Annotated in this window: 10 protein-coding genes, 1 tRNA gene and 1 pseudogene; 7 read left to right on the top strand and 5 right to left on the bottom strand. The window is 62.3% G+C overall.

Features of this window, described 5'->3' with window-relative positions:
* Window positions 1-52 precede the first annotated feature (52 nt).
* Together ACFO24_RS04965 and ACFO24_RS04960 are read left to right on the top strand one after the other, a co-directional pair.
* Window positions 53-2836 (top strand): annotated as a pseudogene (locus ACFO24_RS04965) (UvrD-helicase domain-containing protein); the annotation flags it as partial.
* Window positions 2837-3055: 219 nt separating this feature from the next.
* Window positions 3056-4081 (top strand): methionine synthase, encoded by a 1026-nt coding sequence (locus tag ACFO24_RS04960; RefSeq protein WP_377737166.1) that lies wholly within the window; start codon window positions 3056-3058, stop codon window positions 4079-4081.
* 112 nt (window positions 4082-4193) lie between these two features.
* Here ACFO24_RS04960 and ACFO24_RS04955 read toward each other — a convergent pair.
* Window positions 4194-4272 (bottom strand) — tRNA-Ile (locus ACFO24_RS04955).
* A 41-nt stretch (window positions 4273-4313) separates the two neighbouring features.
* Window positions 4314-5324, bottom strand: coding sequence for a heat-inducible transcriptional repressor HrcA (hrcA, locus tag ACFO24_RS04950; protein WP_207575095.1), 1011 nt, complete (start codon window positions 5322-5324; stop codon window positions 4314-4316).
* A gap of 32 nt (window positions 5325-5356) precedes the next feature.
* Here hrcA and ACFO24_RS04945 point away from each other — a divergent pair, with 32 nt between their 5' ends.
* The 3 genes from ACFO24_RS04945 to rapZ are packed head-to-tail and all read left to right on the top strand — an operon-like array spanning window position 5357 to window position 8843.
* The gene (locus ACFO24_RS04945) at window positions 5357-6265 is read left to right on the top strand and encodes an NAD kinase (protein WP_207575096.1); all 909 of its coding nucleotides are present in this window, start codon (window positions 5357-5359) and stop codon (window positions 6263-6265) included.
* Entirely contained in the window at window positions 6262-7956 is a 1695-nt protein-coding gene (gene recN / locus ACFO24_RS04940) for a DNA repair protein RecN (protein WP_377737163.1), read from the top strand. Before ACFO24_RS04945 ends, recN begins: the two co-directional genes overlap by 4 nt.
* Window positions 7953-8843: an RNase adapter RapZ gene (gene rapZ / locus ACFO24_RS04935; protein ID WP_377737161.1), complete on the top strand. Its 891-nt coding sequence runs from the start codon at window positions 7953-7955 to the stop codon at window positions 8841-8843. The genes recN and rapZ overlap by 4 nt, the downstream gene beginning before the upstream one ends.
* Before the next feature lie 87 nt (window positions 8844-8930).
* On the opposite strand, the gene mutY is transcribed toward rapZ, so the two are convergent.
* From mutY to mutM, 3 genes are all read right to left on the bottom strand, one after another.
* A complete protein-coding gene (gene mutY / locus ACFO24_RS04930) occupies window positions 8931-10010 on the bottom strand; it encodes an A/G-specific adenine glycosylase (protein WP_377737192.1) in 1080 nt (359 codons plus the stop codon).
* Between the two features lie 148 nt (window positions 10011-10158).
* Window positions 10159-12132: a dynamin family protein gene (locus tag ACFO24_RS04925; RefSeq protein ID WP_377737159.1), complete on the bottom strand. Its 1974-nt coding sequence runs from the start codon at window positions 12130-12132 to the stop codon at window positions 10159-10161.
* A gap of 97 nt (window positions 12133-12229) precedes the next feature.
* Window positions 12230-13060: a bifunctional DNA-formamidopyrimidine glycosylase/DNA-(apurinic or apyrimidinic site) lyase gene (gene mutM, locus ACFO24_RS04920; protein ID WP_377737157.1), complete on the bottom strand. Its 831-nt coding sequence runs from the start codon at window positions 13058-13060 to the stop codon at window positions 12230-12232.
* A 65-nt stretch (window positions 13061-13125) separates the two neighbouring features.
* Here mutM and ACFO24_RS04915 point away from each other — a divergent pair, with 65 nt between their 5' ends.
* The gene (locus ACFO24_RS04915) at window positions 13126-14898 is read left to right on the top strand and encodes a tetratricopeptide repeat protein (protein WP_377737154.1); all 1773 of its coding nucleotides are present in this window, start codon (window positions 13126-13128) and stop codon (window positions 14896-14898) included.
* A gap of 347 nt (window positions 14899-15245) precedes the next feature.
* Entirely contained in the window at window positions 15246-15635 is a 390-nt protein-coding gene (locus tag ACFO24_RS04910) for a lipoprotein insertase outer membrane protein LolB (protein WP_377737152.1), read from the top strand.
* Window positions 15636-15664 lie beyond the last annotated feature (29 nt).

The following is a 15664-nucleotide window of genomic DNA, read 5'->3' as shown; positions in this document are numbered from 1 at the left end:
GCCTTTGTCTGCCCCACTTTCCCCCCCCTCCTCCCCCAACGCCCCTGACCTGCCCCTGCTGCACGGCCTCAACCCCGAGCAACTGGCCGCCGTCACCCTGCCCCAAGGCCATGCGCTGATTTTGGCAGGGGCCGGTTCTGGCAAAACGCGGGTGCTGACCACGCGCATTGCCTGGTTGCTGCACATGGGGTATGCCTCGCCCGGCGGCATCATGGCCGTCACCTTCACCAACAAGGCGGCCAAAGAGATGCAAACACGCCTGTCCGCCCTGCTGCCCATCAGCCTGCGCGGCATGTGGATGGGCACTTTTCATGGCCTGTGCAACCGCCTGCTGCGGGCGCACCACCAGGCCGCCGGGCTGCCCGCCACGTTTCAGATTCTGGATATGCAAGACCAGCTCTCGGCCATCAAGCGGCTGTGCAAGGCCTTCAACGTGGATACCGAGCGCTACCCGCCCAAGCAGCTGGGCTGGTTTTTTGCCAGTTGCAAAGAAGACGGCCTGCGCCCCAAAGATGTGCCCACGCACGACCCGGATACGCGCAAAAAGGTCGAGCTGTACCAACTTTACGAAGACCAGTGCCAGCGCGAGGGCGTGGTTGATTTTGCCGAGCTGCTGCTGCGCTCTTACGAGCTGCTGCGCGACCACCCGGCTTTGCGCCAGCACTACCAACAGCGCTTTCGCTACCTGCTGGTCGATGAGTTTCAGGACACCAACAAGCTGCAATACCAGTGGCTCAAACTGCTGGCCGGGGAGATGGAAGGCGGGCGCATCGTCGGCACCAGCAGCGTGCTGGCCGTGGGGGATGATGACCAAAGCATCTACGCCTTTCGCGGCGCACGCGTGGGCAATATGCAAGACTTTTTGCGCGAATTTGCCGTGCCGCACCAGATCAAGCTGGAGCGCAACTACCGCAGCCACGGCAACATCCTGGACTGCGCCAACGCCTTGATTGAAAACAACAGCCAGCGCCTGGGCAAAAACCTGACCACCGACCAAGGCGCGGGTGAACCGGTGCGCATCCACGAAGCGCCCACCGATCTGGACGAAGCCCGCTGGCTGGTCGAGGAAATCCAGGCGCTCACCAAAAACGACGGCTTCCCGCGCCAGGAAATCGCCCTGCTCTACCGCAGCAACGCCCAAAGCCGCGTGCTGGAAAGCCGCCTGTTCAACGCCGGCATCCCCTACCGCGTGTATGGCGGCCTGCGCTTTTTTGAACGCGCCGAAATCAAGCACGCCCTGGCCTACCTGCGCCTGCTAGAGAACCCGCAGGACGACACCAGCTTTTTGCGCGTGGTGAACTTTCCGGCCCGGGGCATCGGCGCCCGCAGCATCGAAGCCTTGCAGGAAGAAGCCCGCCAGGCCGGCTGCAGCCTGCTGGATGCCACCACCTTGGTCAGCGGCGCGGCCGGGGCCAAGCTGCGCAGCTTTCACGCCCTGATCGACGTGATGCGCGAAGCCGTGGCCGGGCAAAGCCTGCGCCACACCATCGAACATGTGCTGCACGCCAGCGGCCTGCAAGAGCATTACCGCGCCGACAAAGAAGGCCAGGAGCGCCTGGAAAACCTGGACGAACTCATCAACGCCGCCGAAAGCTTTGTGCTGCAAGAAGGCTTTGGCAAAGATGCCATCGCCTTGCCGCTGGATGAAACGGCCAGCGCCGCCCCCGCCGCGCTCACGCAAAGCCCGGCCAGCCAGGGGTTGATTCCAGAATCCTTGGTAAGGAATGAAGAGATAGAAGAATCTGACGAGGCTTTGGATCGTGAACTAACGGCGGAATTTGGAACAACCCCACTCCTAGCAATTGTGACTGTGGAGGAAAGCGATAAAGTGAAGTGCGAATGTCCCGAGTGCAAACGGTATGTTCATAGCAAGGTGCACCTCGTGGAAACTGCAGATCAAATTTTGCTTTTTGGCTCCACATGTTTTGAAAAAACTTACGGCACGGGCCATCAGCCTAGATACGCATCGGAAGAAAAACTGTCAGAAGACAAAGTAGAGCTTCTCAAGAACGATGTTGCAAGATTGGCTGAACTAATAAGGAGTGAATTTTTTAAAGTAGAGAGGGCCAAGTTGCGCAGCAGGAAAGCAACAGAACGGCGTTCTCGCGCTGCAATTGCAGCAATTCAGCCGTCGCTCAAGGCTCAATGGATCGAACAACCAAAAATTGATGCCGACACCGGCGAAACCCTCTCGCCGCTGCAAGCCTTCCTCGTCCACGCCGCGCTGGAGGCGGGCGACAACCAGGCCCAGGCCGGGCAGGATGCCGTGCAGCTCATGACCGTACACGCCAGCAAGGGGCTGGAGTTTGATGCCGTGTTCATCGTCGGCCTGGAAGAAGGCCTGTTCCCCCACGAAAACGCCCTGAGCGACAAGGGCGGTCTGGAGGAAGAACGCCGCCTGATGTACGTGGCCATCACCCGTGCCCGAAAACGCCTGTACCTGAGCCACGCGCAAAGCCGCATGCTGCACGGGCGCACCAGCTTCAACCTGCCCAGCCGCTTTCTCGATGAGCTGCCCAGCGCCTGCGTAAAGCACCTCAGCGCACGCGGGTTTGGCAGCTTTAGTCTTAAAAAAGAAGCTGCTTCCGCTTACTCAACAAGGTTTTCAAATACATTTAATTCTGAAAACATTATTAAATCAGCGGATACAGCTCTTAATTCAAAGAATACTGGCAGCATTACCAAAGGCCAAACCGTGTTCCACGCCAAGTTTGGCGAAGGCCGCGTCCTGGCCATCGAAGGCGTGGGCGACGATGCCCGCGCCCAAGTGAACTTCCCGCGCCACGGCAGCAAATGGCTGGCGCTGGCGATTGCTAAATTGACGGTGGTGGAGTAGCCAGCAGCCCAGATCGCCCCAGATCGCCCCAGATCAGCACAGATCAGCCCAGCGGGTTGGGGGCGCTCACATGACTACCATTCATAGATGGGTGAAATAAAACCATTTTCTTTCACTCAGATACCCCTCTACCATGCGGGCCACCCAGTCCGTGCGCAACGCTGCTCGCCCTGCAGCCAGTGCGCACGGCTTTTTATTGGTATGAAAGGAATCCCCCGCATGTTTGCAACCTCCATCGCCGGCAGCTTGCCCAAACCCGCCTGGCTGGCCGAAACCCACAAACTTTGGCCCCAATGGAAAGCCGAGGGCGATGCGCTGTTGCAAGCCAAGGCTGATGCCACCTTGCTGTGGATCAAGGCCCAGGAAGATGCAGGCCTGGACATCGTGTGCGATGGCGAGCAAGCGCGTCAGCACTTTGTGCATGGCTTTTTGGAGCAGGTTGAAGGCATCGACTTTCAGAACAAAGTCACGATGGGTATCCGCAACAACCGCTACGACGCGATGGTGCCGCAGGTGGTGGCCCCGCTGCGCCTCAAAGGCCGGGTGCACGCTTTTGAAGCCCAACTGGCCCGCGCCCATACCAAGAAAAAGCTCAAATTCACCCTGCCTGGCCCCATGACCATCGTCGATACGGTGGCCGACCGCTTCTATGGCGACAAAGTCAAAATGGCCTTCGCCTTTGCCGAACTGCTCAACCAAGAAGCACTGGCCCTGCAGGCCGATGGGGTGGACATCATCCAGTTTGATGAACCCGCCTTCAACGTCTATATGCAAGAGGCCGCCGAATGGGGCGTGCAGGCACTGGAACGCGCCGCCCAGGGCCTGACCTGCACCACGGCCGTGCATATCTGCTACGGCTACGGCATTCAAGCCAATACCGACTGGAAAAGCACCCTGGGCGATGAATGGCGGCAGTACGAAGCCATCTTCCCCGCACTGGCCCAAAGCCGCATCGACCAGGTCAGCCTGGAATGCATCCACTCCCACGTGCCGCCCCACCTGATGCAGTTGCTGGCGGGCAAGGACGTGCTGGTCGGCGTGATTGATGTGGCCACCGAGGTGGTCGAAACCCCTGAAGAAGTGGCCGACACCATTGCCCGGGCGCTGGAGTTTGTGCCCAAAGAGCGCCTGTTCCCCTGCACCAACTGCGGCCTGGCCCCAATGGACCGCAACATCGCATGGCGCAAGCTCCAAGCCCTGGCCGAAGGTGCCAAGCTGGCCAAAGAACGGCTGTCCATCCCCTGATCTTGGGTTGCTGCCGGTTTCAACGACACCTTGCTAGGTGGAACATGAAACCGGCAGCAGCTCACCTCAAGCACATAAAAAAAGCCACTGCAAAGAGTGGCTTTTCAATTTTTGGTGGGCCCCCGGGGAGTCGAACCCCGCACCAACGGATTATGAGTCCGCTGCTCTAACCAAGCATGAGCTAGGGGCCCAAGAGGGCTTGCATTGTAGCGGTCAAAACCATGGCCAACGGCTAGCGCTGGTGGCTGAGCGCGTTGCTCACCAGCTTGGAGGTGATGTCCACAATCTGAATCATCTTGTCGTAGGGCATGCGCGTGGGGCCGATCACGCCCAGGGTGCCGACGATTTGACCATCCACCTCGTAGGGGGCGCTGACCACCGACAGCTCCTCAATCGGCACGATGTGGCTTTCGCCGCCGATAAAGATGCGCACGCCTTCGGCCTGGCTGGAAAAGTCCAGCAGGCGCAGGATTTGGGTTTTTTGCTCAAACAAATCAAACGCGCGGCGCAGGTTGTGCATGTCGTGGGAGAAATCGCTGACGGCCAGCAAATTGCTTTGCCCGGCAATCACCACTTGCTCCTCTTGCGTTGCGGGGCTGAGCGCCTCGGCGCTGATATTCACGGCCGCTTGCATTAAATCGGCCACTTGGCTGCGCAGTTGTTCCACTTCGGTGCGCAGGCGTTCGCGCACTTGTTCGATGTCCAGCCCGGCGTAGTGGCTGTTGAGGTAGTTGGCCGCTTCGATGAGCTGGCTGCTGTCCAGCTCGCTATCGGTGAACATGACGCGGTTTTGCACGTCGCCATCGGGGGCGACGATGATGACCAGCACCCGCCGCTCAGAGAGTTTGACGAACTCGATCTGCTTGAAGACCGAGCTGCGCTTGGGGGCCATGACCACGCCGACAAATTGCGACAGGTTGGACAGCAGATGGGCCGCGTTGGCGATGACTTTTTGCGGTTGCTCGGCCGGCAGCTGGGGCGCCACCAGGGCCTGGCGCTGGGCGGTGAGCATGGTGTCCACAAACAGGCGGTAGCCCCGGGCCGTGGGGATGCGGCCTGCCGAGGTGTGCGGGCTGGCAATCAGGCCCAGCTCTTCGAGGTCGGCCATGACGTTGCGGATGGTCGCTGGCGACAGCTCCAGGCCGGAAGAGCGCGACAGCGTGCGCGAGCCGATGGGCTGACCATCGGCGATATAACGTTCTACCAACACCTTGAGCAGCAACTTGGCGCGATCATCGAGCATCCGGGCATTTTAATATGATGTAATTTCTCAGTATGAGTCCCACATTCCGCCATGTTGCCTTGATCGGCAAGTACCACCAACTGTCTGGCTACAGCGCCCCGACCAACCCGGCGCACCAGCCGTTGGCCGAGATTGCCGAGTTCTTGCACGCCAAAGGCTGCGAGGTGGTGGTGGAAGCGGATACCGCCCTGCACACCGGGCTGCACCAGCGTTTTCCGACGCTGACGGTCGATGAACTGGGCCAGCACTGCGCTTTGGCGGTGGTGGTGGGGGGCGATGGCACCATGCTGGGCATCAGCCGCCATTTGGCCAAGTACGGCACGGCGCTGGTGGGCATCAACCAAGGGCGCTTGGGCTTTGTGACCGACATCCCCTTGAGCAGTTACCGCGAAACGCTGTTTCCGATTTTGCTGGGTGAATACGACGAAGACGTGCGCCCGCTCATGCACGCCCGCGTGGTGCGCGAGGGCAACTGCGTGTTTGAAACCTTGGCGGTAAACGATGTGGTGGTCAATCGCGGCGCCACGGCAGGCATGCTGGAGCTGCGCATCGAGGTTGATGGGCGCTTTTTGTCCGACCAGCGGGCCGATGGCCTGATTGTCGCCACGCCCACGGGATCGACCGCCTACGCCCTCTCGGCGGGCGGGCCAATGATGCACCCCAGCACGCCCGCGTGGGTGATTGCGCCGATTGCGCCCCACATGCTCTCAAACCGGCCCATCGTGATTCCGGACAGCGGCGAGGTCATGCTGCAAGTCATTGGCGGGCGCGATGCCAGCGCCAATTTCGACATGCAGTCACTGCCCACCATCTTGCATGGCGACCGCATCTACGTGCGCCGCTCCGAGCACAGCGTGCGTTTTTTGCACCCCCGGGGTTGGAATTACTTTGCCACCTTGCGCAAAAAATTGGGCTGGAACGAAAGAAGCTACCGACCATGACACTCAAACGCATCACGCTGCGCGACTTTGTCATCGTGCAGGCGCTGGACTTGGACTTGGCCACCGGCTTTACCGCCCTGACCGGCGAGACGGGCGCTGGCAAATCCATTTTGCTCGATGCCCTGCAACTGGCCCTGGGCGCACGTGCCGATGCCAGCGTGGTGCGCGAAGGGGCGGAGCAGGCCGAAATCACCCTGGTCTTCACCCCGCACGCCACGACCGCCGCCTGGCTGCACAGCCAAGAATTGCCCAGCGCCCAGACGCTGACCCTGCGCCGCACCATCGACACCCAAAGCCGCAGCCGCGCCTGGATTAACGGCAAGCCCGCCACCGCCACGCAATTGCGCCAAGTGGGCGAACAACTGGTGAACATCCACGGCCAGCACGCCTGGCAAAACCTGATGCACGCCGACAGCGTGCGCGGCCTGCTCGATGCCTATGCCGGCATTCACAGCACCGAACTGCGCCAGCGCTACCACGATTGGCGCCAGGCCCGGCAGCAACTCGAACACGCCCAACAGCGCCAAGCGCAACGCCAGCAAGAGCGCGAGCGCCTGCAGTGGCACATCGACGAATTGGAAAAACTCGCCCCCCAAGCCGATGAATGGGAAGAACTGAACACCCAACACACCCGCCTGGCCCATGCCCAAACCCTGCTAGAAGCAGCGCAACACGCCTTGGCCGCCCTGAATAACGAAGAAACCGGGGCCGAGCGCCCCCTGGCCTACGCCAGCCACCAACTCGATGCCCACGCCCACCTGGAGCCAGGCTTTGCCGACATCAGCGCCACGCTGCAATCGTGCCTCGCACAGCTCGACGATGCCCAGCACAGCCTGCAACGCTACTTAGAGCGTGCCGACCTGGACCCCGAGCGCCTGGCCGCCCTGGATGAGCGCCTGGGCCTGTGGCTGCAACTGGCCCGGCGCTTCAAACACCCGCCGCAAGAACTGCCGCAATTGCTGCAAGACTGGCACCGCCAATTGGCCGACTTGAATGCCGCCACCGACCTGCCCGCCCTGGCCCAGGCCGTCACCCACGCGCTGGAGCGTTACCGCAGCACGGCACAAGCGGTGTCTGCCCAGCGCCACCACGCCGCTGCCCAGCTGGAGGCGGCCATTACCAGCGCCATGCAGGAATTGGGCATGCAGGGAGGCCGCTTTTGCGCCCAGGTGCTGCCCCTGGCCGAGCCCAGCGCCCACGGCCTGGATGAGGTGCAGTTTCTGGTGGCCGCCCACCCGGGGGCCACGCCCCGGCCGATTGGCAAAGTCGCCTCGGGCGGGGAGCTGTCGCGCATCTCTCTGGCGCTGGCCGTGGCCACCAGTGCCCAGGGCAGCGCGGGCACCTTGATTTTTGACGAAGTCGATGCCGGCATTGGCGGCGCAGTGGCCCAAACCGTGGGGGCGCTCATGCAGCGCCTGGGTGCCAACCGCCAAGTGCTGGCCGTGACGCATTTGCCGCAAGTGGCCGCCTTTGCCCACCAGCATTGCGTGGTGCGCAAACAGCGGCGCAAAACCGGCACCACCAGCCAAGTGCTGCCCACCAACGCCCAGCAGCGCGAGCAAGAAATCGCCCGCATGCTGGGCGGGCAAACCATCTCCCCCACCACCTTGGCCCACGCCCGCGAAATGCTGGCCCAGGCACAAAATCAGGCACAGGCCGCACCTGCTGCCATTGGGAAAGCTGCGCTATGACCCTGGAAGTTGTACTCATCACCGGCCTGTCCGGCTCGGGCAAATCCATCGCCCTCAAAGCGCTGGAAGATGCCGGCTACTACTGCGTGGACAACCTGCCGCCCGAGCTGCTCCCGGCGTTTGTGCGCCTGCAGCACGCCCACCACGGCCAGCGCGTGGCCATTGCCATTGATGCGCGCAGCGCCACCAGTCTGCCGCACTTGCCCCAACAGTTGGAACAATTGCAACGCTTAGGGGACGAGGGCGAGGGCGTGCAACTGCACACGCTGTTTCTGGATGCCAACACGCCCACCTTGGTGCGGCGCTTCTCTGAAACGCGCCGCCGCCACCCGCTGGCCCCCACCGACTGGCCCGATGGCGGGGCCTTGGCCCAGGTGATTGAGCACGAGCGTGAACTGCTCAGCAGCCTGCGCGAATGCGCCCACGTGATCGACACCAGCAACATCCGGGGGCCGCAACTGCAAAACTACGTCAAGGCATTTATTGAAGCCCCGGCCAACCAACTGACGCTGATTTTTCAGTCCTTCGGCTTCAAATACGGCCTGCCCCTGGATGCCGATTACGTGTTTGATGTGCGCATGCTGCCCAACCCGTTCTACGACCCCAGTTTGCGCCCACTTACCGGCAAAGATGCCCCGGTGCAAGACTTCCTGCGCCAGCAGGCCAATGTGCAAACCATGCAAACGCACATCACGCAATTTGTCAGCCACTGGTTGCCCGCCCTGCAGGCCAACCACCGCAGCTATGTGACGGTGGCCGTCGGCTGCACAGGGGGGCAGCACCGATCGGTGTTTTTAACGGAACAATTGGCGGCGCATTTCCGCACCCAGTGGAACACCTTGCTGCGCCACCGGGAGATGGATGCCCGGGTGGCCAGCAAACCATAAAATAATAAAAGAGCTAGACCCGCTTTATTCACAACATTTTTAGCACAAAAACACCTAAAAACCTTGTATTTAAAGCGGGGAAAGCTCTTAAAATTCAAGCATCAACTTGCGCACCGGGGCGGGCAGCCCCAAGGCCAAGGCCTGCGCGGGCGAGCACCAAGCGCCCTCGTCCCTGGCCACATCCAGCGCGTGGGCATCCGCCTCCAGCTGCACCACCACCGGGTGCAAAAACAAATCGCGGTGCGTCAGCACATGCGCCAGCACGGGCAGATCACGGCGCTGGGCGATGCGCACAGTGCTTGTCAAAGTGGTTGGCAAACTGGCCAAGGCCTGCTCCAGCGCCGGCGCGTCGGGGTAAATCAAGGGGCTGAACAAGCCGGCCCAGATGGCATTGGCACCGCCTTTTTCGGGGCGGCGCTGCAGCCAAAAGCGCCCGGCACTGTCGCGCAAAAACAGCAGCCACCAGGCTTGGCTGCTGCGGCGCAATGTGCGGGTTTTGATGGGGTAGCGCTCGGCCGCGTGGGCCTGGTGGGCTTGGCAAACCGCTTGCAGCGGGCATTGGCTGCAAGCGGGCTGGCGCGGGGTGCACACGGTGGCCCCCAAGTCCATCAGCGCTTGGGTGTAACGCGGCATATCGTGACCGTGCTCGGGCAAGAGCTGCTCGGCCAGCGCCCACAGGGCTTTTTCCTGGGCGGCCTGGGCCAAATCGCCCTCAAAGGCCAGCACGCGCGTTAATACGCGCTTGACGTTGGCATCCAAAATGGCGGAGCGCTCCTCAAAGCAAAACGCCGCAATCGCCGCCGCCGTGGTGCGGCCAATGCCCGGCAGCGTGGCCAACACGGCGGCGCTGCGCGGAAATTGCCCACCGTGCTCGCGCATGACCGCCTGGGCGCAGCGGTGCAGGTTGCGGGCGCGGCTGTAGTAGCCCAGGCCGCTCCACAGCGCCATCACGTCATCGGTGGAGGCGGCGGCCAAAGCCGCCACATCGGGCAGCGCCGCCAAAAACCGGCTGTAGTAGCCCAGCACGGTGGCCACCTGGGTTTGCTGCAGCATGATTTCAGAGAGCCAAACGCGGTACGGGTCGCGCGTGGCCTGCCAGGGCAGGTGGTTGCGCCCATGCTGGGCTTGCCATTGCACCAAAGCGGGGGCGATCACAGGGAGCATCACAGGGGCCGTCACAGGGGTCGTGTGCGGCGGGGTCAAAGCAAAAGCATCCATAAACACAGCGCCGCCTCAAAACCCCAGGGTTTGGGCGGCGCAGTCAAAAAAGCGTGCAGTGTAGCGGCTGGGGATGGCTTAGAACGTGAACACGTTCTTAGTCCGCAGGCGTGTCCTGGTGGGGCTGCACTGCACAGGCGGCCCCTTCCAGCACCGGCAGGTGCAGCAGCAGCTCGGTCTTGTCCGTCAGCATCTGGTCGATGGCGTGCAGCTGCGCTTCTGCGCTTTCAATTTGCGCGATGTGCTCCATCAAGCCGCTGGCTGCGCTTTGAATGCGATCAACGGCCTCAATGCGCCGGGCAAAACTGCGTTTGCGCTCTTTTAATTGGGCATCGAGTTGGGCGGTGGCCCCTTTGCTCCACAAATCCAAGTCGTTGGCGGCGTTTTCAAAAATCGAGCGCAGCCGCATGCCCAGGGCTTTGATCAGGCGCTCGCCAAACAGCGGATTGGCCAGTTTGAAGACGTTGCCAAAGCCCAGGTATTGCAAATAGCTTTCTTCCAATTCAGCCAGGTTTTTTTCAAAATCGTGCAGCTGCAAAGGCTCGGGCGGCAGCAGGGAAAAGCCAAACTCTGCGTTCAAGTCTTTAAAGCTGGCCCCCAGCATGGATTGCACCTCGGTGCCGGCGGCGCGCACCTGGTTGCCCAGCTCGCGCAGGCGCTCGAAGGTGGCGGCGTACACCTTGCGCACGCCCAGCTTCAGGCCCGAATGCTCCAGCGCCTGGGCCAGTTGCTCTAGCTCTTTGCGCTGCGAAGTAGAGCCCAAATGCTGAAACGCCTGGTTCATCAAGCGCAAATGCACCGTGCGCAAGGCCAGGATGCGGGTGCTGCTGGCCTCAAAGCTGCGCTGCTCTTGCTCGATGCGCTGGCGCATGCTGTCGATCACCGTGGTGTTTTTGCCGCGCAGGCTGTTGAGCTCCATCATCTGCTCATCCAAATCGCGGCGGCGGATTTGAATCGCCCGGCGCACCTGGGCGCGCATTTGCTGCACCCCGCCAGTGACCGCCGAGAGCAAGATCGCCTGGCGGTGCGCCAAGATGCCCTGGGCCAGGGCATCCTCAAAGGCGGGCAGGCCGCTTTCCTGCAGCAAATCGTTGCGGCGCTCCAGCTTGGCCTGCAGCCCTTTTTGCGCCGACAGCGGCAAGATGCGCTGGGGCGATATTTTCAGCATTTGGGCACTGAGCTGGCGCTGGCGCTCCAGCTGCTGCTGCACTTTTTCTGTGCTGTCAATGCCGTTCCACAGCGCATCAATTTTGTTCAACACCACCAGATGCGATTCGCCCTCGCGGTGGCTGGGCAACAAATGCTCTTGCCAAATGGCCAGGTCCGACTTGGTTACCCCCGTATCGGCCCCCAGCAAAAACACCACGGCATGGGCCTGGGCAATCTGATTGACGGTCAGCTCTGGCTCGGCCCCGACGGCGTTCAAGCCCGGGGTGTCCAAAATCACCAGCCCTTGCTTGAGCAGGGGATGGGCGATGTTCACCAAAGCGTGCCGCCAGCGGGGAATCTCGACCAGCCCTTGCGCATTGACCATGGGGTTGTCTTGGGGCAGCTCATCGTTCCAAAAACCCAGGGCACGGGCTTCCTGCACCGTAACGGTGCGGGTTTCTGCCACTTTGGAGATTTGCACCGCCATCTGCTCAGGGTCGTTCACATCCAGCGGCAACTGCACCCAGGTGGAGGGGCGGCTGCGCCACTGCGCCAAGCTGTAGGTCTGCTCGCGCGTTTCAATGGGCAACAGCCGCATGCAGGCGGGCAGGGCCGGGTCATAGCCCAATTCTGTGGGGCACATGGTGGTGCGTCCCGGCGATGCAGGCATGATGCGCCGCCCGTAATGGGCAAAAAAGATGGCGTTGATCAGCTCCGACTTGCCCCGGGAGAACTCGGCGACAAAGGCCACGCACACCTTGTCATCCAGCAGCTGGGCCTCCAGGCGGTGCAGATGCTCTTGCACCGCAGCATCCAGCAACTCGTGCTCCCCCAACCAGCTGCGAAACTGCGCCAATTGGTTGGCAAAGCCTTTGCGCCATTCGCCCAGCTGGTCAAATTGCTCGTTAAACGATGGGCCCACCTGTGGTTCTCCTGAAGAAGTGTCGATGCATATTCGGGGAACTATAACCGCGCCACTGGCAAAACAGCCGGCGGTTGGGGCCGCCATGGGCCCGCTTTCACGGCGTTTTCTGGCAGCGCGGGCAGTAATAGCTACTGCGCTGGCCTTGGCGTAAAAGTTGTATCGGCTGGCTACAGGCGTGGCAGGCTTGCCCCGCCCGGCCATACACCTGCGCTGTATGCTGAAAGTGCCCATTCACACCCAAGGCGTTGGAAAAATCACGCAGCGTGGTGCCGCCCAACTCCACCGCCTGCGCCATCACCTGCCCAATGGCCGTAAACAAGCGCCGCGCTTTGACGGTGCTGATGTCGCAGGCCGGTGTGGCCGGGTGAATGCGGCTGAGAAACAACACCTCGCTGGCATAGATATTGCCCACCCCCACCACCAGCTTGCCCGCCAGCAACACCGTTTTGATCGGAGCCCGGCGGGCCTGCAATCCGGCGGCAAAACGCGCCCAGGTAAAACTGGCGGGGTCCAAAGGCTCCATACCCAAGCCATCGAGCAGCTTGCGGGCCCGGGGGTCGTCTTCCCCGCTGACGGCCACCACCGCACCAAAGCGGCGCGGATCGTGCAAGCGCAGCGTGCCCTGGCTGGTGACCAAATCAAAATGCTCGTGCGCCCCAGCGGCCGGCAAGCCGGGGGCCTGCGGCGCAAAGCGCAAACTGCCCGACATCCCCAAGTGCAGCAGCAACAGGCCTTGGCTTAACTCCAGCAGCAGGTATTTGCCCCGGCGGCGCACCTGCAGCACCCGGCGCCCCACCAAATCCTGCGGCGCACACCCCAGCGGCCAGCGCAGCGGCTTGCCCAGGGACACCGACAGAATGCGCGCGCCCGCAATGGCATCGGCAAAACTGCGCCGCGTGGCTTCAACTTCGGGTAACTCAGGCATGGTGGGGCAGAAAAATCAAGGAGAGGATCAAAAAGGCCAAGCGCATCCGCGATTATTATGACCAGATGGCCTCACTACTTCGCCCCAGCACCTTTTCCCGCGCTTGGCGCTTACTCACGCTCAGTGCCGCCTTGTTCAGCGCTTGGCATGCCAGCGCCCAAGCGCCCAGCCCCCCTGTAGATGCCGCGCCTGCCGATGAAGTCAGCCGCATCCCACTGGATGCGCCGCTGCTGTACGAATTGCTGCTGGGCGAGATGACGGCCGCCCAAGGCGATGCCCAAGATGCCGTGGCCTTGCTCCTGGATGCGGCGGGCAAAACCAACCTCCAAGCCTTGTACCAGCGCGCCACCGAAGTGGCCTTGCGTGCCCGCTCCGGCCCCTTGGCTTTGCGCTCGGCACGGGCGTGGCAGCAAGCCTTCCCCCAATCGCGCCTGGCCAACCGCTACCTGCTGCAAATTTTGCTCATGCTCAACCGCGTCTCCGACACGGTCGAGCCCCTCAGCCAAGAACTGGCCGCCACCCCACCCGGCAGCAAAGCCGCCGCCTACCTGGCCATTGCCCAGCTCTACCGCCATGCCAGCGATAAAAAGCTGGCCGCCGCCGTGGTCGAGCAAGCCCTGCAAGCCGATTTGAACGACACCGCCAGCGCCCCCGCTGCATGGGCCATGCTGGGCCACATGCGCTTGGCCGCCGGACAAAAAGAAGCCGCCCTGGAAGCGGCCCGGCACGCCCAGCAACTGGCCCCGGACAATGGGGCCGCCGCCCTGTTGGCGCTGGAGTTGCTGGAAAACCACGTCCCCCAGGCCGAGCCCTTGGTGCAAGCCTATTTAGAGCGCACCCCCGCGCTGGCCATCCGCCTGGCCTATGCCAAAGTCTTGCTCGACCAGCAGCGCCTGGCCCCGGCCCAAGTCCAGCTCAATGCCGCCGTCGCCCAAGCCCCCGACAATTTAGAAGCTTGGTTCACCCTGGCCGCCACCCACGCCCAACAAGGCCAGTGGAACGATGCTGAACAATCGCTGCAACGCTTTACCGACCTCATCCCCACCCTGGCCACCCCAGAGCAGCGCAGCGCCGCCTGGAAGCAAGCGGGCCTGCTCGGTGCCCGCAGCGCTTTGGCGGCCAAAAACCACGGCCTGGCCCAGCAATGGCTGGAGCGCATCCCGCCAACTGAAAACGATTTCACGGTGCAAGCCCTGAGGGCCACCGTCTTGGCCCGCCAGGGCAAACTCAAGCAAGCGCGCCAGCTGCTGCGCGCCCTGCCCGCCGAAGGCAAGCAACAAACCCAGCGCAAACAGCAAGCCGAAGTGCAACTGCTGCGCGATGCCGGGGCCTACGCCCAGGCCTATGCTCTGCAAGCGCAGCTGCAAGCCCAAGACCCGGAAAACCCCGACATCACCTATGAAACCGCCCTGTTGGCCGAAAAAATTGGCCAACTCGACACCATGGAACAGCTGCTGCGCAGCATCATGGCGCGCCACCCCGACTACCACCACGCCTACAACGCGCTGGGCTATTCACTGGCCGATCGCGGCGAACAACTGCCCGAGGCACGCCGCCTGATTGAAAAAGCACTGGAGTACGCCCCCAACGACCCCTTTATCACCGACAGCCTGGGCTGGCTCACCTACCGCGAGGGCAATCTGCCCGAAGCCCTGGCCCTGCTCGAACACGCCTACCGCCTGCGCGACGATGTCGAAATTGCCACCCACCTGGCCGAAGTGCTGTGGGTCTCTGGCAACCCCGAACGCGCCCGCAGCCTGTGGCGCGCCGCCTTGCAGCGCGACCCAGACAACGCCGTGCTGCGCGAAACTTTGCAGCGCCTGAACGTCCAGCCCTAAGAACGTGTTCACGATCTCCTCATGGGTGTGCGGGCGCGGCTTCGGGCGGTCTGCGTCGTTGCAAATCCTCGCAATAGCCAAGCTATTGCTGTGGTTTGCGCCTCGCAACCCATCCCGAACCGCATCCCCCACACCTTCATTCGAGACCATAAACACGTTCTAAGCCTTTCGCGCACTCTATGCACTCCATGGCCCACACGCCCACACTGCGCCCCGCACTGGCCCGCCATCCCTCGCTCAGTCGCTGGTGGCAGCGCCTGGTCTGCGCTATTCTTTTAAGTGCTTTAGCCGCTTGCTCTACAACAACTTCAGTATCAAAAGATACTGAAAACACGTGGAATGGGCGGATGGCACTACAAATATTCAACCCCGACGGCAGCCCGCAAGACAGCTGGAGCGCCAGCTTTCAGCTGCAAGGCACGCCCAGCGCCGGGCAGCTGGATATTTTCAGCCCCCTGGGCTCGCAATTGGCCTTGCTGCACTGGAGCCCAGACGGGGCCTGGCTGCGCCAGGGCAGCGAAGAAACCGCGTCCGACTCCCTGCCCGCCCTGATTGAGCGCAGCTTGGGCACCGCCGTACCAATTGAAGCTTTTTTCGCCTGGCTGCAAGGCCACCCCCTGCAAGCCCAAGGCTGGCACGCCGACCTGGGCCAATACACCCAAGGCCGCATCAGCGCCCGCCGCACCGACCCGCTGCCGCAGGCGCAGTTGAAAATTATTTTGCAACCCGCCCCTTAAGCAACGCGGGCTTGGCGCGTGTTCTGCGC

Origin of the sequence: Comamonas denitrificans (assembly GCF_042654745.1) — a bacterium.
Taxonomy (GTDB): Bacteria; Pseudomonadota; Gammaproteobacteria; order Burkholderiales; family Burkholderiaceae_C; genus Comamonas; species Comamonas denitrificans.
Note: the sequence above shows the minus strand (reverse complement) of the source record. Positions and strands in the feature narration are given on the sequence as shown.

Excerpts from the sequence above, each read along its gene's own strand:
- ACFO24_RS04910 (WP_377737152.1), top strand. The coding sequence starts at position 15,246 with ATGGCACTACAAATATTCAACCCCGACGGCAGCCCGCAAGACAGCTGG.
- ACFO24_RS04945 (WP_207575096.1), top strand. The coding sequence starts at position 5,357 with ATGAGTCCCACATTCCGCCATGTTGCCTTGATCGGCAAGTACCACCAA.
- rapZ (WP_377737161.1), top strand. The coding sequence starts at position 7,953 with ATGACCCTGGAAGTTGTACTCATCACCGGCCTGTCCGGCTCGGGCAAA.
- ACFO24_RS04960 (WP_377737166.1), top strand. The coding sequence starts at position 3,056 with ATGTTTGCAACCTCCATCGCCGGCAGCTTGCCCAAACCCGCCTGGCTG.
- recN (WP_377737163.1), top strand. The coding sequence starts at position 6,262 with ATGACACTCAAACGCATCACGCTGCGCGACTTTGTCATCGTGCAGGCG.
- hrcA (WP_207575095.1), bottom strand. The coding sequence starts at position 5,324 with ATGCTCGATGATCGCGCCAAGTTGCTGCTCAAGGTGTTGGTAGAACGT.
- mutM (WP_377737157.1), bottom strand. The coding sequence starts at position 13,060 with ATGCCTGAGTTACCCGAAGTTGAAGCCACGCGGCGCAGTTTTGCCGAT.
- ACFO24_RS04915 (WP_377737154.1), top strand. The coding sequence starts at position 13,126 with ATGGCCTCACTACTTCGCCCCAGCACCTTTTCCCGCGCTTGGCGCTTA.